This window comes from Mycobacterium sp. PDNC021 (assembly GCF_048282635.1).
In the GTDB taxonomy this organism is placed as follows: domain Bacteria; phylum Actinomycetota; class Actinomycetes; order Mycobacteriales; family Mycobacteriaceae; genus Mycobacterium; species Mycobacterium llatzerense.
The window spans coordinates 3492045-3512064 of record NZ_CP182502.1; the positions used below are offsets into that span (position 1 = coordinate 3492045).

The window sequence follows — 20020 nt, forward strand, 5'->3', positions numbered from 1 at the left end:
CTCCCCATCAGCCGGTCGCCGGACAGACTCGCGGCTCGATGAACGAGACGCTGTAGATATCGCGGAACCCCGACGCCACCCGACTCGTCCCGGAAGGACCCCACCATGACCGCCATGGCCCTCGACACCATCGAACCGGAGCCGGTCGACCGCCCGGACGCCGAAAAGTCCGCTGCCAAACGGCGCGCGATCATCCGGACGGTCCTCGAGGTGGGCACGCCGTTGGTCGCGTTCTACGGGCTGCGCGCCACGGGGCAGTCGGAGTACTTCGCACTCTTGGCCGCCACGATCGTCGCCGGCGTCCCGGTGGGGTACGGGCTCGTGAGGGCGCGTCAACTCGACCCGTACTCCGGGTACCTCATGTTGATGTTCGGCTTGACCCTGGCGGTCGCGCTGGTGACCACCGACCCCCGGCTGGTGCTGGCCGGACAGACGCTCGTCGGCGGCGCGGCGGCCGCGGTGTTCCTGGCGAGCTGCCTGGTCGGCAAGCCCATGACACAGTTCGTCGCCGCCCGATTCATGCCCGCGGCCACTGAGCACACCCCGACCGCCGCGCTACACGCGTTGCACATCCGGCTCAGTGCAGTGGTCGGCGTCGGTCTGGTGATTCAGGTGGCCATCCTGCTCGGCATCGTCTTCACGTTTCCCTTCGACGTCGCGAACGGCTTGGTCAACGTCGTCGGGTCCGTCGTCGTCCTGGCGATCGGTGCGGTGGTGGCACTCATGGTCCGCCGCTTCAAGCAGACACTGAACGCCTGAGCTACTGCTGCAACAGACCCTGCGCCGCTTCGACGCAGGGTCTGAGCCGCGCTGCTGGCCCGACGCCGGACAGCGCCAGCGATCGTTGGGGTACTTCCAATCCGATGACGATGTCGTCGGGCAGCGCCGCGAGGATCTCGGACAGCGGAAGTTCGCCCTCCCCCGGAACCAGCCGTTCGAACATGGCTTCCTCGGCGTAGTTGCCGGCCTGCGGCGCCAGAGTCGTATCGCAGAGCTGGGCGTAGCCGATCTGCTCGGCAGCAACGGTGCAGAGGTCTGCGGCGCCGGAACCGGACCGCACCAGGTGCATGGTGTCGATCAGCAGCCGGACATCGGGTCGCGAAATATGTTGGAGCACAGTCAACGCCGTCGGCAGGTCGCCGATGGTCAGGCCCGGCACCGGTTCGATGACCGTCTCGATCTGCCGTTGTGCGGCGAGTTCCGCCAGCGCGCCGATCTGGTCGACGGTGCGATCAAGGTCCGGGTCGAGGCTGACCACGTTGATCCGGGGCACCCTCAGTTCGGCCATCAGGTCGAGATCCCGGCCGAACGACCGCATATCGGCGCCAGGCAGCACGAGGAATCCGTCACCCAGCGAGATGCCGACGCCGCGGTGGTCCATGGCCGCGAGCAGGTCTGCTCTGAGGCGGCTGTCGTCCTTCAGAGAGAACGGCGGGTAGCCCAGCGGCAGCGCCGCGAAATTCTGCACGAAGATCGTGATGAACCGGCACCCGAGATCCGCGGCGACATCGACGAATTCGACCGGGGGCAGACCGAACACACTGAGCGCCTCGATGCCGAGCAGATCGATGGGTGGTGTCACGCGGGCTCCCGCAACGGCAGGCCGGCGGCCCGGTAGACGGCGTCGATGACTCTCATGTTCTCGACCGCGTCCTGCGGCGTGGTCTTGACGGGTTCACCACGCAACACCGCACCGGCGAACGCGTTCAGTTGATAACTGTACGACGCGCGACGCGGAAACCGTTCCACCCGTTTGCCGTTCGCGGAGCGGACCGTGAGCCGGTGGTACAACTGGGGCAGCACCGGGTTGAGGACCCGCAACTCGCCGTCCTCCCCGATGACCCGCGCGCTCATCTTGACCAGACTCGTCGACCACATGCTGCAGTGCATCCGGCCGGTATGGCCTGCGGGGTAGCGCAATTCGGCGATCATCGCCCGATCAACCTGACCATCGCGGAGTTTCGCCTGCGCCGACACGACCTCGGGAGTGCCGCCGCCGCCGAAGATGCGCGCCATATGGATGGCGTAGCAGCCACCGTCCATCGTCGCGCCACCCGCGAGCGCGTAGTTGTACCGGATGTCGGAGAACTTGGGCAGCGGGAAGCACATCGCCGTCTCGACGTGCTGCAGCTTGCCGAGCTCGCCCGAGGCCACGATTTCCTCTACGCGCAGCGCCAGCGGGTGATAGCGATAGTGGAACGCCTCCATCACCACGCGGTCGGAGGTGGCCGCCCGTTCGGCGATGTCGACGGCCTCGGCTTCGTTGGCAGTGAACGGCTTTTCGCAGAGCACATGTTTACCGGCGTCGATGGCAGCCCGAATCCACCTGCCGTGCAATCCATTCGGCAGCGGGATGTACACCGCATCCAGGTCGGGGTCGGCGATCAGTTCGTCGTAGCTGCCATATGCCGTGTCGATGCCGTGCTTCATGGCGAAATCGCGCGCTCTCACCACATCGCGGGCTGCAACGGCTGCCACCGTAACGTCATTGCAGGCCCTGGCCGGTTTGATGAGCGCCATCGGTGCGATGCGCGCCGCGCCGACAATGCCGATCCTCACGGGCGGGGTCGTCGCGGTCATCAGCTGCCGCCCAGGAGATCTCGCGACTGCAGCGCCAGCCACAGCTGCGCGATGTCGGCGGTATCGGTCAGCTTGGCCCCGGTCAGTTCTTCCACCTTGTGAATGCGGTAGAGCACCGTCTGCCGGTGCACGTTCATGGCTTCGGCCGTGCGCTGCCACGACCGTTGATTGGCCAGAAACGCTTCCAAGGTTTCGACGAGGCCCGTCCGGTGCTGGGCATCGTGTTCGATGAGCGGCCCCAACCACCGCTCCACCATGGCCTGGGCATCGTCGACACCACCGACGCCCAGCCACGATGTGGCACTGCCGTACCGAACCAGTTGCTCGTCCGTCCGTTGCGCGGTGCCCAGCGCCCACGTCGCTTCCCGTGCCGATTCCCCCGAGCGGGACACCGACTGCAGCGCCCGGCTGGCGCCGACCCTGGCACTCGGCCCGAGCGATCCGACGATGGCCTCGACGGCGTCATCGGCACCCGGAACGACCGCGTGGGCGACGCCCGAGCGGAATGCCGTCACGTGCGGAATTCGACGGCGCCACAACGCAACATGGAGGTCTCGCAGCCGCCGTTCATCGGCGCAGGTTGCCGAAACGAATACCGAGTGGGCCGGATCGAGTCCCAGGGACAGCAATTGGCGTCGTCCACCCCGGCGGTCGACGCTGCCGTCCATGAGCTGCGCCGTCAGCTCGGCACCGGAACGACGGGTGTGTTCGAGAGCCAGGTGCGTCTGGGACAACTCGAGGGCCACGACCGTCGCCGCGTGCTGGATGAGCACGCCGTCGAGGGCCACTCCGCCCTCTCGGATGACGGCCAGGACCGCGTTGTCATGCGTGGGCACCTCACCGACCAGGACCTCCACGCCGCCCGGCGTCAGCACCGACCGGGCACCGGCGACCAACGTGCCCTGCGACGCCGTTCGGACAGTGGCTTTCACGTCCTCGGGTGGGTGCGGTCCGTCGGGGTGATACGCCTCGGCAGTCACGCGGTCACAGACGAAGACCGGGCACCGCAGCTCCTTGGTGAGGGCATCGGCGGTACGGGACCGGGCCACATCGCCACCGGTGGTGCGACGGAGCGCGTCGTAGATTCGCGCCGTGCGCATGAGGCGCTGGGATTGTTCGAGCAGCGTGGCCTCAGCGATGGCGCGTGAGATCGCCACGAACGGCATGGGATAGCGGATCCAGAGCACCGGCAGTCCGAGGCGTTCACTCGCCTGGGTGAATCGCCCCGTGAGCTTCGGGCAGTACATCTGTTCGCCGATGGCCAACCCGCTGGCGCCGATCCGATGGAGCTCGTCGAGCAGATGCTCCTGGCCGTCGGCATCGGCAGGAAACGACATCCCGTTGGTCATCAACAGCTCACCGCCGCTGACCCATTGCCAGGGCTCGGGCAGGTCCGACGTGTGCGTCCAGGTCACCTGGCGGTCCAAACCAGCCTTGCCCGAGTGCAGTCGCAACTGCAGGTGCGGCATGTCCAGCAATTCGCGAACGGTGATGCTCACCGATCAACCGTATCTTGCGACACGATCACCGAACGCGATTGCGGACAACTGGGTTATGGCGCGACCTCGGCAGCGACTGCAGTCTGCACCTGACCGGCCGACCGGACCTGCCACAGCTTGATCAGGCCGAAGTAGATGAAGAACGTGCCAATGGTGCCGACGATCCACGCCGTGTCGATGCCACCGATCTCGTTCGCCACGGGGCCTGTGTAGAAAGCCGTTGACATGAAAGGAATTTGGATGACGAAGCCGAGGAAGTAGCTGAGCACGGCCGGGACATTGAAGGCGCCGTAGCCACTCTTGGGGTCGCTGAACGAGGCGGCGTCGTAATGTCCCTTTTTGATGACGTAGTAGTCGATCAGGTTGACGATGCTCCACGGGATCAGCAGGTAGATCAGGATGCTGATGAAGTTGGAGTACTGCACGAGGAAGTCGTCGGAGAAGCCGATGGCGGCGACGAATACCACCGCCGCGATCACGGTCGCCACGATGTTCCGGGCCGAGGACTTCGGCGACCACTTCAGCTTGAAGGCCTGGATGCAGGTCAGCGTGCACAGCGACGATCCGTACATGTTGATCACGCCGGCGTCGATCGCACCGAAGAAGAACACGAGCATCACGAAGATGAACAGTGGCGCGGGCATGATGCGCGACAGGCTGGCCAGTGAGGCGTCCGAGCCCAGCCCGGCGACCAGGAGCGCACCGACGATCATCGCGCCGACGGCGCCGAGGAGCGTGCCGAAGTACGTGTACCAGAAGGCGGATCGAGGGGTGGTGGAGCTCGGCAGGTAGCGCGAGTAGTCCGAGACGTACGGCGCATACGACAGCTGCCAGATGCCGGCGACCGATGCCATGCCAAGGAAGCCGATCCAGTTGAATGAGCCACTGCCGCCGCCACCGGTGCCGCCATGCGCGGCAGCGACTGCGGTATAGCCGAGGGTGAGCACCAGGGCGAGGCCGGACAGCCAGACCATCACCCGGTTCATGCGGAGGATGAGCTGGTAGCCCACGACCACGGTGACCAAGGTGGCGAAAGTGCTGAAGGCCAGCGCCACAGTCGTATTCAGCGACGGGAAGACGGCGACCAGCGTCTGTTGCGCCAACACCATCAGGGACACGATCCAGCCGACGTACGCCAGGATGACGACGACGATCACCAGCAGTGAGCCGTACATGCCGAACTGTGCGCGCGCCTGGATCATCTGCGGCACACCGAGACCCGAACCCTGCACCGAGTGCAGCGCCATGAACACCGCGCCCACGAGGCTGCCGAGAATGATGGCGATGACGGTGGATGCGACATCCAGCTTGTAGATCGTCGGCCCGAGCAGACCGGTCACCACCGCGAGCGGGATGATCTGGACGGTAAACCAGAAGGAGAAGAGGTGTCGCACCTTTCCGGTGCGCTGCGATTCCGGCACCGGCTGAATCGTCAGAGTTTCGACCCTCGAGCCACTGTCATGCGGCATGGGACACGTCCTTACACGTTGGTGTGGTGATGATTTCAGGATGTTCGATGAACAGCGGCGGGATCAACGGATGACGAAGCCGCGGTCGACGACGTGCTCGAGCATGTCGATGTAGGTATCCATGTCGTCGCGTGCCGCACGCGGCGCCGCGTCGTAGGGCATGGCGGATTTGACTGCGGGACTGAGGAAATAGGCTCCGGCCGCCAGGACGGTGAGTGCCTCGAACTGCTCGGGCTGTCCGACCGCGAGATCGTCGAGAGCGACTTCCGCGTCTTTCCCGGCACTGGCATCCAGCGCCGCAGTCAGGTCGTCGACGAGGTCATGCCGGTAACGCAGGACCTGATCGAGCAGGACCCCGGAGACTTCGGCAGTGGTGGCCGACGGCATGGTGTCGCTTGCCGGGATCAGAGCTTCGGCCAAGGTGGCGAACACCTGGCGCTGTTCGGAAGTGAGCATGGGTCTTCCTCAGAATGCCGTCGGGATACTGGAGCGGGTTTCGGCCAGATGCCGCATGGAGCGCAGCGCGACGGCCATGATCGTGGCGGTGGGATTCATCCCGGTCGAGGTGACCATCGTGCTGCCATCGATGATGAACAGGTTCGGGATGTCGTGGGTGCGGCACCACTCGTCGACCACGGAGGTGGCCGGGTCGGTACCCATCTTGGTGGTGCCGAGCAGGTGCCAGGCGCTGTGCCGGACGACCGGAACCGGTTGTACCTCAACGGCTCCCGCGGCTTCGTGGGCCTCCATGGCGCGGGCGACGTTGAAGTCGAGCATCCGCCGGCAGTTCTCGCCGATCTCGTAGTGAATCTTGGCCGCGGGGATCCCGTCGGAGTCGGTGACGTTGGGATCCAGTGTCACAGTGTTGGATTCGTCGGGCAGATCTTCGGTGGTGATCCCCCACTCGGTGTAACGGCCGAATGTGCGCTTCAGTCGCGGATGGAAATTGGCGCCGAAGCCGTCCCGCCAGTTGTCGCCCGGCTCCCACAGAGTCTGGGCCAGTGGGCCGCCGGTGGGCATGAGGTTCCACTTGGCGCCGCGCACGAATCCGCGGCTGGTGTCAGTCTCGTAGAACTGCAGTGACTGCAGTGCTTGGCCGGCGGGGCCGAGCCAGGTCTCCATGTCTTCGTCGTATGCGCCGTAGACCGACGCGTAGGGGTGGGTCATCAGCCGCTTACCGACCAGGCCTGATGAGTTGGCCAGCCCATCCGGCGCCGAGTTCAGCAGCAGGCGTGGTGTGCCGATTCCGTTGGCCGCCAACACCGTTACCCGCGCGCTCTGGTGCTGCAGAGTGCCCTTACGGTCGATGTACTCGGCGCCCGTGACCAGGCCCTTCTTGTTCATGGTGAGGCGGCTGACCCGAGCCCCGGTAACGAGCCGCACGCCGAGCTTGATCGCGTCGCGCCAGTGGGTGATGTCGGTGCTGGCCTTGGCGCCGACCGGACAACCGGACTCGCAGGCGCCGTACCGCTGGCAGCCTTCCTGGTTCTTGTATTTGCGCGATGCGATGGCGTTCGGCGCGGGCCACCAGTGCCAGCCGAGCTTGTCCATGCCCTTGGCGGCGACCAGTCCGTACTTGCCGATCGGCAGCGGCGGCAGCGGGAAGGTGTGCGAGTCGGGATAAGCCGGGTCGCCTTCCAGTCCCGAGGCACCGATGTGGTGGGTGACCTCATCCAGGAACGGCCGCAGATCGTCGTAGGTGAACGGCCAGTCCTCGGCCACACCGTCGAGGGTCTTGACGCGGAAGTCCGACGGCATGGGACGCACCCAGTGCCCGGAGAACATGATGGTGCTGCCGCCAACGCCGTTGAACATCAACGGTTCTACCGGGCTCTCGCTGCTGTCGATCGGGTAGTCCGCCTGGTTCTGCCGCACGTTGGGGCTGGCGTTCCACTGCTTGAGCCGGGTCAGTTCCCATTCCGGCTTGCCTGCGGTGAAATCGTCGGGCAGGTTCCATCCGCCTTGTTCGAGGCAGACGACCTTCAGGCCCTGTTGAGCCAGTTCGAGGGCCGCTACCCCACCGGAGGCACCGGCCCCGATGATCAGGACGTCGGGCTCGTCGTCGATGTTCTGTGTGTTCACCAGTCGCACTCCAAGTCGGTCACATCTGTGGATCAATGATGCGTGGATCACACCCGCTGGGTGGCCGCGAATCCGCACAAGCCCACGAAGTCACCTTGTGCATTCGCACAAGGACGAACAACGAGCCTCGACAGTTCGTTCGTTGCCGCTGACGGAGCAGCGACGGCAATGTGATCAGCACGGCGGTGGCGTGCGACAACCTCCAGCACGACCGCACCGCGCCAAGGAAAAGGAAGATATCGATGACCACACTCGTCACCGGCGGCCGCGGCTTCGTCGGCCGCCATCTGGTGGACCAACTGCTGGCCGACGGCGAGCGCGTCATCATGTACAACCGCGACTACTCCGTTGACCCCCGAGCCGGAGTAGTCGCGGTCCTTGGCGAGCTGTTCGACATCCCCCGCCTCACCGAGACCCTGCGCACCTACGAGGTGGATCGCATCATCCACACCGCCGGCCAGAGCCACCCGGCGCTCTCGATCGAACTGCCGGTCACCACCTTCGCCGCGAATGCCGATGGCACGCTTGCGGTTTACGAAGCCGCCCGGATGACGGGCGTACGGCGGATCGTGTTCTTCTCCTCGGAGTCCGCTCTGGGCAACATCACCGAACCGAGCCCTGTCACCGAGGACGTCAAGCCCGCACCCACCACGGTGTACGGCGTGACCAAGGTGGCCGGCGAACTGCTGGGCAGCGCATACAACTCGCTCTACGGCATGGAGATCGTCTCCCTTCGCATCACCGAGGTGTACGGACCCGGGTTGTGGATGCCCAGCCTGCTCGGCGACATGATCCGGGCCGGGCTGCGCGGCGAGACCTTCACCCTCGAATCCGGTGGTGACCACGGTTTCCAGTTCGTGCACGTCGAGGACGTCGCCACCGCGGCGCGGCTGGCGTCCACCACGACGACACTGACCCAGCAGGCCTACTTCGTCTCGGGCGGCGACCGGATGACGGTGTTCGAAACCGCTGAGCTGCTCCAGAAATACCTGCCCGACGCCCGCTTCGACATCGGCCCCGGTTATCTGCCCGACTGGGACCGCCAGGTTCAGTTCGATCTCTCGCGGTCTACTCGCGATCTCGGGTACGAACCGGCATGGGAGTTCGAGAAGGGGCTGCAATCACAGATCGAGTGGATCCGGTCCACTGAACAACTCTGACGAACCGAAGGGACAACGCTTCATGGGAGACATGGCGAACCGCATCGCCCTGGTTACGGGGGCATCCTCGGGGATCGGGCTGGCCACGGCCGCGACCCTGGCCCGCGAAGGAGCCGACGTGGCCGTGCTGGCCCGGCCGGAAGACGACCTGTCCGAGGCTGTCCGACAGGTGACCGCTCATGGCCGGCGCGCGCTCGCGGTGAGTGTCGACGTGCGAGACTCGGGCGCGGTGCGAGCGGCCTTCGAGCGAGTGGAAGCCGAACTCGGTCCCATCGATGCCGTGCTCAACAACGCCGGAATCTCCCGTGTCGCACCGCTTGTCGACACCACCGACCAGGATTTCGACGATCTGATGGCGATCAATGTCGCCGGCTCGTTCTACGTGCTGCGCGAGGCCGCCCGTGTCATGCAGCCCCGCGGATCCGGTGCCATCGTGAACACCGGTTCCGAACTGGCCCTCATGGGCCAGCCCGGATTCGTCGCCTACACCGCCACCAAGGGCGCGATCGTCGCCATGACGCGCAGTGCCGCAGCAGAATTGGTGTCCTGGGGCATCCGGGTGAATTCCGTGTGCCCCGGCACCACCCGCACCCCGCTGCTGATGGTCGAATTCGAAGACAGCGCCGACCCCGAGGCCGAGATCGCCGAAATCGCCTCCAGCGTCGCCGTCGGACGGTTCGGTGAGCCGCAGGAGATCGCCGAAGCCGTGGTGTTCCTACTGTCCGACCGGGCCAGCTACGCGGTGGGCACCCACCTAGTCGTCGACGGTGGGCGATCCACCTGCATTCCCGCCGGCAACATCGGCGTCTCCCAGAATGTCTGACCCGCAAGGAGTTTCCATGACCGAGCAGAAGCGAACCCGACTGTACCGGGAGATGACCTGGCCCGAGATCGCCGAGGCTGCCCGCGCCGACATTCCCGTGGCCATTCCGATCGGCTCGACCGAGCAACACGGGCATCATCTGCCGGTCTGCACCGACTGGCTCATCCCCGAGAAGCTGCTGGCAGCCGCCAGCGAGCGGACCGACCTGATCGTCGGGCAGTTCGTCCCCTTCGGCTATCGCAGTCGACCGGGAAGCGGTGGCGGACAGCATATTCCGGGCACCCTGTCACTGCGGGCCACCACGTACATCGCGCTGCTCGAGGACATCCTCAGCGAACTGAAGCGGGCCGGGTTCCGCAATATCGTGCTGTACAACTGGCACTACGAGAACAGCGGGTTCATCTACGAGCCGGCGTTCCTGATCTCCGAGAAGCACCCGGAGCTGAAGATCCTGGTGATGGAGGACGCCAACCCGGACTTCACCGCGGATCGCCAGCAGGCCATCTGGCCCGGCGGCTTCCCGGGCCTGGCGCTGGAGCACGCCGCCGTCATCGAAACCTCGCTGCTGCTGCACCACGCCCCGCACCTGGTCCGGCCCGAGCACATCAAGGCCGATTCCCCCGAACGAGTCGTGAACTACGACGTGCTGCCGATCGACACTCGGATGTCGACGGCCAGCGGCACGCTGTCCTCGCCGGAGGCCGCCAGCGCCGAGAAGGGCAAGATGCTCACCGACTGGATGGTCGACCGGCTGGTCGCGATCCTGGACGAGGAGTTCGGGGACCGCCGCGGGGCTTAGACACGCCCGCGGCCGGGCGTGTCTCCTCTCTCTTGGACATGTTGGGCTGGGAGCCACGTATGACAGCGGCCGGCGCGGCCGGCTGCTGGAACCGGCCGCGCGGCACGTCTCACCCGTGCAGGTGCAGCGGCGCGCCGGACACGGCCATCAGCGCCTCGCCCAAGGCCTCGTTCTGCGTCGGGTGGGCGTGGACGAAACGGGCTGCCTCGGCGGCCTTGACGCCCAAGTTGTACAGCAGCTGGGCCTCGCCGATCAGCTCGGAGACCCCGGCGCCGATCATGTGCACGCCCACCACCGTGCCGGCCGGGTCGACGACGAGCTTGACCGCGCCGGACGCCTTGAGGATCTGGCTGCGGCCGTTGCCCGCCAGATCGTAGGTGACGGTCTCCACGCCCTCGCCGTACTGTTCGCGAGCGGCATCTTCGGTGAGACCGACCGAGGCGATCTCCGGATCGCAGTAGGTGACCCGCGGGATGCCGAGTTCCGCGACGGCCTCGGGTTCCCGTCCGGCAATCTGCTCGGCGACGAACAGACCCTGCTGAAATGCTCGGTGTGCCAACTGAAGTCCGGCCACGATGTCGCCGATCGCGTAGACGGTCGGCACACTGGTGCGCAGCTTGTCGTCGGTCACCACGAAGCCCCGGTCAAGTTCGACACCCGCCTCGACCAGTCCGAGATCCGCGGTGCGCGGGCCACGACCGACCGCGACCAACAGCACGTCGGCGTTCAGCACATCGCCGGATTCCAGGGTCACCTGCACGGACTCGTCATCGGAACTGACGCCCGTGACCAGAGTCCCGGTCTTGGCGGTGATCTTGCGGCGGCGGAACAGCCGCTCCAGGTAGGCCGAGATGGCGGCATCCTCGTTGGGCACCAACCGCGGCAGCGCTTCGACGATCGTCACCTTGGCGCCCAGGGAAGTCCACAGACTGGCGAACTCGACGCCGATCACGCCGCCGCCGAGAATGATCGCCGACGTGGGAATGCGGTCCAGCTCGAGTGCCTGATCGCTGGTGAGCACCCGGTCGGAGGTCTGGATGATGCCCGGCACCTTGGGTGCCGAACCGGTGGCCAGCACGATCGCCCCGCCGGTGATGGTGGTGCCGTCGACGTCGACGGTGGTCGGCCCGGTCAGCCGGCCGCGGCCGCTGACGACCGTGATGCCCAGCGCCGCAATCAAACCCGTCAGACCCTTGTGCAGGCGGGAGACCACGATGTTCTTGAAGCCGTGCAGCTTGGTGGTGTCGACGCCGTCGAACGATGCTGTGATACCGAATTGCGCTGCGGTGCGAGCGGAGTCGGCCACTTCCGCAGCGTGCAACAGCGCTTTGGTCGGGATGCAGCCACGATGCAGGCAGGTGCCGCCGACGGCCGCCTCGTCGATCAGCACGACTGACCGCCCGAGCTGTGCGGAACGGATCGCTGCGGCATAGCCGCCCGGTCCACCACCCAGGATGACGACGTCTGCTGCGGTCATGACTGACTCCTCTGTTGTTGGATGACGGTGCGGGCCTGCGCGTAAAGCGCTCCCGCCCGATACGAGGACCGCACCAGCGGCCCGGACATGACACCGAGAAAGCCAATCTCACGAGCGGCGGTATCGAGGTCGTCGAATTCGGCTGGGGTGACCCACCGTTCGACAGGGTGATGCCGTGGGGTCGGCCGCAGGTACTGGGTGATGGTGACCAGCTCGCAGCCGGCCTCACGCAGGTCCCACAGTGCCTGCAGCGCTTCCTCTGTGGTCTCCCCCATCCCGAGGATCAGGTTCGACTTCGTGATCAGGCCCGCGCCCCGCGCACGCGTCAGCACAGCGAGCGAGCGCGCGTAGTCGAAGCCCGGTCGGACCCGGCGAAAAATCCGCGGCACGGTTTCCAGGTTGTGCGCCAGCACTTCTGGCTCGGAGCCGAACACCTCGTCGAGCTGATCGGGTGTCCCGGTGAAATCCGGGATGAGCAGTTCGACACCGGTGCCCGTACAGGCGGCATGGATCTGCCGGACCGTCTCGGCGTACAGCCAGGCACCGCCGTCGGGCAGATCATCGCGCGCCACACCGGTGACCGTCGCATAGCGCAACCCCATCTGGGCCACCGAATCGGCAACGCGCCGAGGCTCGTCGCGGTCGAGGTCGGTGGGCTTGCCGGTGTCGATCTGGCAGAAGTCGCAACGTCGCGTGCACTGGTCACCGCCGATGAGGAACGTTGCCTCGCGGGACTCCCAGCACTCGAAGATGTTGGGGCAGCCCGCTTCCTGGCACACCGTGTGCAGGTCGTTGCGCTGCACCAGCGCGGACAGTTCGCGATACTCCGGTCCGGTCCGGACTCGGGCTTTCATCCAGGGCGGCTTGCGTTCGACCGGTGTCTGCGCGTTGCGCACCTCCAGCCGCAGCAAGCGGCGCCCTTCGGGGGCAATAGTCATTCAACTCAGCATTCGACGACGTTGACGGTGACAGCGAGGCCACCGGTCGAGGTTTCCTTGTATTTGGAGCTCATATCCATGCCGGTGGCCCGCATGGTCTCGATGACCTGATCGAGGCTGACCCGGTGGGTGCCGTCGCCCCGCAGTGCCATGCGTGCGGCGTTGATGGCCTTGCCCGCGGAGATGGCATTACGTTCGATGCACGGGATCTGCACGAGCCCACCGATCGGATCGCACGTAAGTCCCAGGCTGTGCTCCATCGCGATCTCGGCGGCGTTCTCGACCTGTTGCGGTGTGCCACCGAGGATTTCGGCGAGCCCAGCGGCAGCCATGGATGCCGCAGATCCGACCTCACCCTGGCAACCGACCTCGGCACCGGAAATGGACGCGCGTTCCTTGTACAGCGATCCGATGGCACCGGCGGTCAGCAGAAACCGGACGGTGGCGTCATCCGGATCGGCTTTGCCCGCGGCCGTGTAGTGCAGGGCGTAGTACAGGACAGCCGGGATGATGCCGGCAGCACCGTTGGTCGGTGCGGTGACGATGCGTCCGCCCGAGGCGTTCTCCTCGTTGACGGCCAGCGCCACCAGGTTCACCCAATCTTCGGCGAAGGCCGGGTCCCGCTGTGGGTCTTCGGCATTGAGCCGAAGGAACCAGTCCTTGGCCCGCCGGCGGACCATCAGGTTGCCGGGCAGGTAGCCGTCGCGGGACATGCCGTTGGTCGCGCAGGCGATCATCACCTCGCGGATGTGCAGCAGTCGCTCACGCACCTCGGTGTCGGTGCGAGTCGTGGACTCCTGGCCCATCATCGCCGTGCTGATGGAGATGTGATCGCGATCGGTGAGGGTCAGCAGTTCCGCCGCTGACGTGAAACTGTCGGCACCGTCGGCACTTTCGGGTGGGTGGGCCATGTCTTCCTCGGTGACGACGAAGCCACCACCAACCGAGAAGTACGTCTCCTCGTACAGCACGCCGCCGTGCACCGATGTGGCGGTGACCGTCATCGCGTTGGGGTGACGGTCGAGCTGCTGCGCCGGGTGCAGAGCGATGTCAGATTCGGTGAGCGCGAGCACGATTCGGCCACCCAACCGGATCTTTCCATCGGCCCGGATGATCGCGAGGCGCCGTTCCATCTCGCCGGTCTCGATGGTCTCGGGCCGGTAGCCCTCCAAGCCCAGCAGGATGGCCGGCATGGTGCCGTGGCCGCCGCCGGTGGCCGCCAGTGAGCCGTACAGATCGACGCGGACATCGGTGACGTGGTCGACCACATTGCGCGCGATGAGTTGGTCGACGAACATGCCGGCCGCCCGCATCGGACCGACGGTGTGGGAACTCGACGGCCCGATCCCGACGGAAAACAGGTCGAACACGCTGATCGCCATTACAACTCCGGGTAAAGCGGGAACTGTTCGGCCAGCGTACGCACCTGCGCGGCAAGATGTTCGGTATCGGCATCACCGTCCGCGATCAGCGCGGCAGCGATGACGTCGGCGACGCGCGCGAACTCCGCGTCACCGAACCCACGTGCCGCCAGTGCCGGGGTTCCGATGCGCAGTCCGGACGTCACCATCGGCGGCCGGGGGTCGAACGGCACCGCGTTGCGGTTGACGGTGATGCCGACAGCGTCGAGCCGGTCCTCGGCCTGCTGCCCGTCGACGGCCGCGTTTCGCAGGTCCACCAGCACCAGATGGACGTCGGTGCCGCCGGTCAGGACAGTGATGCCCGCGGCCTTCGTATCCGGCTGGCTCAGCCGGTCGGCCAGAATCTGCGCACCCCGCAGCACCCGCTGCTGGCGTTCACCGAATTCGGGCTGTGCGGCCATCTTGAAACCGACGGCCTTGGCCGCGATCACGTGCTCCAGCGGCCCACCCTGCTGGCCGGGGAACACCGCCGAGTTGATCTTCTTGGCGATGTCGGCCTCGTTGGTCAGGATCACGCCACCTCGGGGACCGCCGAGCGTCTTGTGCGTTGTGGATGTCACCACGTGAGCATGCGGCACCGGGGACGGATGAAGCCCGGCGGCGACGAGCCCCGCGAAGTGCGCCATGTCCACCATCAGATATGCGCCGACCTCGTCGGCGATCTCGCGGAACCGGGCGAAGTCGAGCTGGCGCGGGTAGGCCGACCAGCCGGCAATGATCAACTGCGGCTTGTGTTCCCGGGCAGCCTCGGCGACCGCATCCATGTCGATGAGGTAGTCCTCTTTGGACACCCCGTAGGCGGCGACGTTGTACAGCTTGCCGGAGAAGTTCAGCCGCATGCCGTGCGTGAGGTGGCCGCCGCAGTCCAGAGACAGACCGAGGATGGTGTCACCGGGCTTGATCAGCGCGTGCATCACCGCCGCGTTGGCCTGCGCGCCCGAATGCGGTTGCACATTGGCGAATTCGGCACTGAAGAGTTCTTTGACCCGAGCGATGGCGAGCCGTTCGATGACGTCGATGTGCTCGCAGCCACCGTAGTAGCGGCGCCCTGGGTAGCCCTCCGCGTACTTGTTCGTCAGCACCGAGCCCTGCGCCTGCATCACGGCCAGTGGCGCATGGTTCTCCGAGGCGATCATCTCCAGGCCGAGGCGCTGGCGGCGCAATTCGTCGCCGATGGCCGCGGCGATCTCAGGGTCGAAATCGGCGAGCCGTTCGTCCAGGATGTTCATGGTTAGCCCTCGTTCCGTGCTGCGTATTCGGCTGCGGTCAACAGGTTTTCGGCTGCGGTGGCCTGCACTTCGAACAGCCAGCCGGCATCGTACGGATCGGCGGTGATGATGCTGGGATCGTCCACGGCAGCGGAGTTGACCGCCGTGACGGTGCCGCTCACCGGTGGGTACAGCTCGGAGACGGTCTTCGTCGATTCCACCTCGCCGCAGGTTTCGCCCGCGGTGATGGCCGAACCGACCTCGGGCAGGTCGACGTACACCAGATCACCGAGGGCCGCCGCCGCGACCGAGGTGATGCCGACCCGAACCGGCGTATCGGGAAGCCCGGCACCGGGAGCGACCAGCACCCATTCGTGTTCCTCGGTGTAGCTGCGATCGTCGGGAATGGTGTTGGTGGCCATGGTGGTCCTTTTCTGAAGTAGTGGCTGGGTTTCAGGCGCGACGGTAGAACGGCGCCGGAGTGACTTCGAACGGTTCTTTTCGCCCGCGGACGTCGACCTGCACCTTGGTGCCCGGTTCCGCCAACGCCGCGTCGAGGTAGGCCAGTGCGACGGGATACCCCAGGGTCGGCGACAGCGTGCCCGAGGTCACGGTTCCCACGACGGCTTCGTCGCCCTGGTGCACGGTGTACCCGGCGCGCGCGGCCCGTCGCGTGTCGCCCTTGAGTCCGACGAGTATCTGCTGCACGGGCAGCTCCGAAAGCTGCTGCAACGCATCGCGTCCCACAAATTCCTTGCCGAGCCGCACCACCTTTCCGAGGCCCGCCTGGTAGGGGTTGGTGCTCATCGTCAGCTCGTGCCCGTAGAGCGCCATGCCCGCCTCCAGCCGCAAGGTGTCGCGGCAGGCCAGGCCCGCGGGGACGCCGCCGGCCTCGGTGGTGGCCGCGAGCAGGGCCTGCCACAGCGCGACTGCCTGAGCGTTCGGCACATAGAGTTCGAAGCCGTCCTCACCGGTGTAGCCGGTCCGCGCCAACAGCACCTCGATGCCGGCCACCTGAGCCTCGGTCACCGCGTAGTACTTGAGGTCGGCGACGGTCGTGCGCTGATTCGCTGGCACGAGGGAGCTGACGATGGCTTCTGAGGCGGGTCCCTGCACCGCGATCAACGCGGTGGCCATCGACTGGTCGTCGACGACCGCGTCGAATTGCTCTGCCCGACTGACCAGTTCGCGTGCCACCGTGGGTGCGTTGGCAGCATTGGCGACGACCAGGAAGTGCGCGTCGCCGAGCCGGTACACCACCAGATCGTCGATCACGCCGCCGTCGGCGTCGCAGATCAGCGAGTACTTGGCCCGCCCGACTGCGATCTTGGAGGCCTCACCGGCGAGCGCGAAGTCCAGCGCGGCGGCCGATTGCGTTCCGGTGACAGCGATTTCACCCATGTGGGACAAGTCGAACAGGCCCGCGATCTCGCGCACCGCGCGGTGCTCGGCGAGTTCGCTGCCGTACTTCAGGGGCATTTCCCAGCCGGCGAAGTCGGTGAAGCTGGCTGCCAGGGAACGGTGTTCGTCCAGCAATGGGGAAACCGGATTGATGGTCATGCTCTTGTCGCTCATGCAAAAGCCTCCTCGAGGATGTCGACGGATTCGATCTGGAATGCTTCGGGCGCCGGGCAGGAACAGGCGAGGTTGCGGTCACCGTGAGCGCCGTCGATGCGCCGGACCGGCGGCCAGTACTTGTTGCGCCGCAGTGTCGCAACGGGATACGCGGCGTACTGCCGGCTATAGGGCAACGTCCAATCGGCGTCGGTGACCTGCTCGGCGGTGTGCGGGGCCTGCCGGAGCGGACTCTGGTCCAGTGCCCACTCCCCTGAGTCGACCCGGTCGATCTCGTCGTGGATGCCGATCATCGCTGCGATGAACCGGTCCAGCTCGGTGAGGTCTTCCGACTCGGTGGGTTCGACCATCAGGGTGCCGTTGACCGGGAAGGACAACGTCGGGGCGTGGAAACCGTAGTCGATCAACCGCTTTGCGACGTCCTCGGCCGTCACGCCGGTGCGCTTGGTGATCTCGCGCAGATCCAAGATGCACTCGTGGGCGACCAGCCCGGTTTCGCCCGCGTAGAGCACGGGGTACCGGTCGCCGAGCGACGCGGCGAGGTAATTGGCCGCCAGCACCGCGGTCTTGGTGGCCGCAGTCAGCCCGTCCGGACCCATCAGCGCGAGGTAAGCCCAGGTGATCGGGAGGATGCCCGCCGACCCATAGTTGGCCGCCGATACCGGGCCCGGTCCCTGGGCTGCCAGCGGATCGCCCGGCAGGAACGGCGCCAGGTGCGCCCGCACCGCGACCGGCCCCACGCCTGGACCGCCACCGCCGTGCGGGATGCAGAACGTCTTGTGCAGGTTCAGGTGCGACACGTCGCCACCGAATTCACCCGGCTTGGCCAGACCGACAAGAGCATTCAGGTTGGCCCCGTCGACGTACACCTGACCGCCGGCGTTGTGGACGAGGTCGCACACCGTCCGGACATCGGCTTCGTACACACCGTGGGTGGACGGGTAGGTCAGCATGATCGCCGCGACCCCGCCGTCGTGATCGGCGAGCTTGGCCTCCAGGTCGTCATGGTCGATGTTCCCGTTGGGCGCCGTCGCGACCACCACGACCCGCATCCCGGCCAGGACCGCCGAGGCGGCGTTGGTGCCGTGCGCAGACTGCGGGATCAGGCAGATGTCGCGGCCGGCCTCGCCGCGCGAGCGGTGGTAGGCGTTGATGGCCAGCAGGCCCGCGAGCTCACCCTGCGATCCGGCGTTGGGCTGCAGCGAAACCCGGTCGTAGCCGGTGATCTCGGAAAGCCAGTCCTCCAGGTTTCCGATCAGCTCGAGGTACCCGGCGGTCTGCCCGGCCGGGGCATACGGATGGATGCCGGCGAACCCGGGCCAGCTGATCGGCTCCATCTCGGCGGTGGCGTTGAGCTTCATGGTGCATGACCCCAGCGGGATCATCGTGCGGTCCAGCGCAAGGTCCTTGTCGGACAGTTCGCGCAGGAAGCGCAGCATCGCCGTCTCGGACCGGTGGGTATGAAACACGGGGTGCTGCAGGTACTCCGAGGTGCGGAGCACCGACGACGGCAATGCGACGGCCCCTGCCGACGCGACAGGTGCCGCACCGAAGACCTCGAGCACCCGCCCGATCACATCGTCGGTCGTGCACTCGTCGCAGGCGATGGCGACGTGATCGGCGTCGACGAGCCGCAGGTTGATTCCCGCGTCGTCGGCTGCCGCCACGATCAGCTCTGCGCCACCGGGGACCCGCACCAGCACGGTGTCGAAGAAGTGGTCGTGGACGACCTCCCGGCCGACGGCCCGCAGGCCGTCGGCCAGCGACACGGCGCGGCCGTGCACCTGAGTTGCGATCGCGCGCAGCCCTTCCGGGCCGTGGTAGGCGGCGTACATCGCCGCGACGTTGGCCAGCAGCGCCTGCGCGGTACAGATGTTGCTGGTCGCCTTGTCCCGGCGGATGTGCTGTTCGCGGGTCTGCAGCGCCAGCCGGTAGGCGGGCTTTCCGTCCACATCGACCGAGACGCCGACGAGGCGTCCGGGCAGCATGCGCTCCAGACCCGACCGGACCGACATGTAGCCGGCGTGCGGACCGCCGAAGAACAGCGGCACCCCGAACCGCTGGGCCGAACCGACCGCGATGTCGGCGCCCTGCTCACCAGGGGCGGTCAGCAGCGTCAAGGAGAGCAGATCGGCGGCGACGGTGGTGAACATGCCGCGCTCGCGGGCCGTCGCGATCAGTGGGGCGAGATCACGGACGGCGCCGCTAGCACCCGGCGATTGAAAGACGACGCCGAAGGCTTCACCGTCTGGCAGCCCTTCGGTCAGGTCGGCGAGCACCACGTCGATGCCCACGGCCTCGGCCCGCCCGCGCACCACCGCGAGGGATTGAGGCAGGCAATCGGCATCCAGCACAACGCGATTGGACTTCGAGGCCTTGTTGGCTCGGCGCATCAGCAGCACGGCTTCCATGACCGCCGTCGCCTCGTCCAGCAGGGACGCGCCGGCGACCGGCAAAGCGGTGAGGTCTTCGATGACCGTCTGGAACGTGAGCAGAGCTTCCAACCGGCCTTGCGAGATCTCGGGCTGGTACGGCGTGTAGGCGGTGTACCAGGCCGGCGATTCCAGCATGTTGCGGCGCAGCACTGGCGGCGTGATGGTGTCGTGGTACCCCAGGCCGATCATCTGGATACGGGTCTCGTTGCGCTCCGCCAGAGCGCGCAGCGCGGCGAGTACCTGCTGCTCGGATCGCGCGGCCGGCAGCCGCAGACCCTCGGTGCACCGGATTTGTTCGGGCACCGCCGCATCGATCAGATCATCGAGCGACGAGTAGCCGAGGACAGCCAGCATGTGCTGCTGGGCAGCAGCGTCGGGTCCGATGTGGCGGCCACGAAAGCTGCTGTGGGCCTTACCAATTGCAGTGCGGTCAGACATGAGGTGACTCCGGTTCGCGGGGCGTCGCTGACTGCTCGACGCATCGTTGGATAGCACCTCCCCGCTCTGTCCTGACACCTGAGAGTTTTGGCGCGTGCGCGCTGTTCACCTTCGGT

Annotated in this window: 17 protein-coding genes; 4 read left to right on the plus strand and 13 right to left on the minus strand. The window is 66.4% G+C overall.

What is annotated here, in order from left to right; genetic code table 11:
- The first annotated feature begins 105 nt into the window (after positions 1-105).
- Entirely contained in the window at positions 106-759 is a 654-nt protein-coding gene (locus ACNO8X_RS16610) for a VC0807 family protein (protein WP_418001898.1), read from the plus strand.
- Between the two features lies 1 nt (position 760).
- Here ACNO8X_RS16610 and ACNO8X_RS16615 read toward each other — a convergent pair whose 3' ends face one another.
- The 6 genes from ACNO8X_RS16615 to ACNO8X_RS16640 all read right to left on the minus strand — a co-directional run bounded on the left by ACNO8X_RS16615 (position 761) and on the right by ACNO8X_RS16640 (position 7639).
- Positions 761-1582, minus strand: coding sequence for a sugar phosphate isomerase/epimerase family protein (locus ACNO8X_RS16615; protein WP_418001899.1), 822 nt, complete (start codon positions 1580-1582; stop codon positions 761-763).
- Positions 1579-2580 (minus strand): Gfo/Idh/MocA family protein, encoded by a 1002-nt coding sequence (locus ACNO8X_RS16620; protein WP_418001900.1) that lies wholly within the window; start codon positions 2578-2580, stop codon positions 1579-1581. The genes ACNO8X_RS16615 and ACNO8X_RS16620 overlap by 4 nt, the downstream gene beginning before the upstream one ends.
- Positions 2580-4079: a PucR family transcriptional regulator gene (locus ACNO8X_RS16625; RefSeq protein WP_418001901.1), complete on the minus strand. Its 1500-nt coding sequence runs from the start codon at positions 4077-4079 to the stop codon at positions 2580-2582. Before ACNO8X_RS16625 ends, ACNO8X_RS16620 begins: the two co-directional genes overlap by 1 nt.
- Positions 4080-4132: 53 nt before the next feature.
- On the minus strand, positions 4133-5500 hold the full coding sequence (locus ACNO8X_RS16630) for a purine-cytosine permease family protein (RefSeq protein ID WP_418001902.1): 1368 nt from the start codon (positions 5498-5500) through the stop codon (positions 4133-4135).
- Between the two features lie 111 nt (positions 5501-5611).
- The gene (locus ACNO8X_RS16635) at positions 5612-6004 is read right to left on the minus strand and encodes a hypothetical protein (RefSeq protein ID WP_260938705.1); all 393 of its coding nucleotides are present in this window, start codon (positions 6002-6004) and stop codon (positions 5612-5614) included.
- A 9-nt stretch (positions 6005-6013) separates the two neighbouring features.
- Positions 6014-7639 (minus strand): GMC family oxidoreductase, encoded by a 1626-nt coding sequence (locus ACNO8X_RS16640; RefSeq protein ID WP_418001903.1) that lies wholly within the window; start codon positions 7637-7639, stop codon positions 6014-6016.
- A gap of 233 nt (positions 7640-7872) precedes the next feature.
- On the opposite strand from ACNO8X_RS16640, the gene ACNO8X_RS16645 reads away from it, so the two are divergent.
- From ACNO8X_RS16645 to ACNO8X_RS16655, 3 genes are read left to right on the plus strand one after another with little or no spacing between them, the layout of a single operon-like run.
- Positions 7873-8790, plus strand: a complete 918-nt coding sequence (locus tag ACNO8X_RS16645) for an NAD-dependent epimerase/dehydratase family protein (RefSeq protein WP_418001904.1) — start codon at positions 7873-7875, stop codon at positions 8788-8790.
- Positions 8791-8821: 31 nt separating this feature from the next.
- The gene (locus ACNO8X_RS16650; protein ID WP_133760817.1) at positions 8822-9613 is read left to right on the plus strand and encodes an SDR family oxidoreductase; all 792 of its coding nucleotides are present in this window, start codon (positions 8822-8824) and stop codon (positions 9611-9613) included.
- Between the two features lie 16 nt (positions 9614-9629).
- Positions 9630-10412 carry a creatininase gene (locus tag ACNO8X_RS16655; protein WP_418001905.1) on the plus strand — a complete coding sequence of 261 codons (783 nt, stop codon included), beginning with the start codon at positions 9630-9632 and terminating at the stop codon, positions 10410-10412.
- A 109-nt stretch (positions 10413-10521) separates the two neighbouring features.
- Here ACNO8X_RS16655 and lpdA read toward each other — a convergent pair whose 3' ends face one another.
- The 7 genes from lpdA to gcvP are packed head-to-tail and all read right to left on the minus strand — an operon-like array spanning position 10522 to position 19904.
- Entirely contained in the window at positions 10522-11889 is a 1368-nt protein-coding gene (gene lpdA, locus ACNO8X_RS16660; RefSeq protein ID WP_418001906.1) for a dihydrolipoyl dehydrogenase, read from the minus strand.
- Complete coding sequence (lipA, locus tag ACNO8X_RS16665) at positions 11886-12827, minus strand: lipoyl synthase (protein ID WP_418001907.1); 942 nt, start codon at positions 12825-12827, stop codon at positions 11886-11888. The genes lpdA and lipA overlap by 4 nt, the downstream gene beginning before the upstream one ends.
- A gap of 5 nt (positions 12828-12832) precedes the next feature.
- A complete protein-coding gene (locus tag ACNO8X_RS16670; RefSeq protein WP_418001908.1) occupies positions 12833-14209 on the minus strand; it encodes an L-serine ammonia-lyase in 1377 nt (458 codons plus the stop codon).
- Positions 14209-15477, minus strand: a complete 1269-nt coding sequence (gene glyA, locus ACNO8X_RS16675; protein ID WP_418001909.1) for a serine hydroxymethyltransferase — start codon at positions 15475-15477, stop codon at positions 14209-14211. Before glyA ends, ACNO8X_RS16670 begins: the two co-directional genes overlap by 1 nt.
- A 2-nt stretch (positions 15478-15479) precedes the next feature.
- Positions 15480-15878 carry a glycine cleavage system protein GcvH gene (gene gcvH, locus ACNO8X_RS16680; protein ID WP_418001910.1) on the minus strand — a complete coding sequence of 133 codons (399 nt, stop codon included), beginning with the start codon at positions 15876-15878 and terminating at the stop codon, positions 15480-15482.
- 31 nt (positions 15879-15909) lie between these two features.
- Positions 15910-17031: a glycine cleavage system aminomethyltransferase GcvT gene (gene gcvT, locus ACNO8X_RS16685; RefSeq protein WP_418001911.1), complete on the minus strand. Its 1122-nt coding sequence runs from the start codon at positions 17029-17031 to the stop codon at positions 15910-15912.
- Entirely contained in the window at positions 17028-19904 is a 2877-nt protein-coding gene (gcvP, locus tag ACNO8X_RS16690; protein WP_418001912.1) for an aminomethyl-transferring glycine dehydrogenase, read from the minus strand. The genes gcvT and gcvP overlap by 4 nt, the downstream gene beginning before the upstream one ends.
- Between the last annotated feature and the right edge of the window lie 116 nt (positions 19905-20020).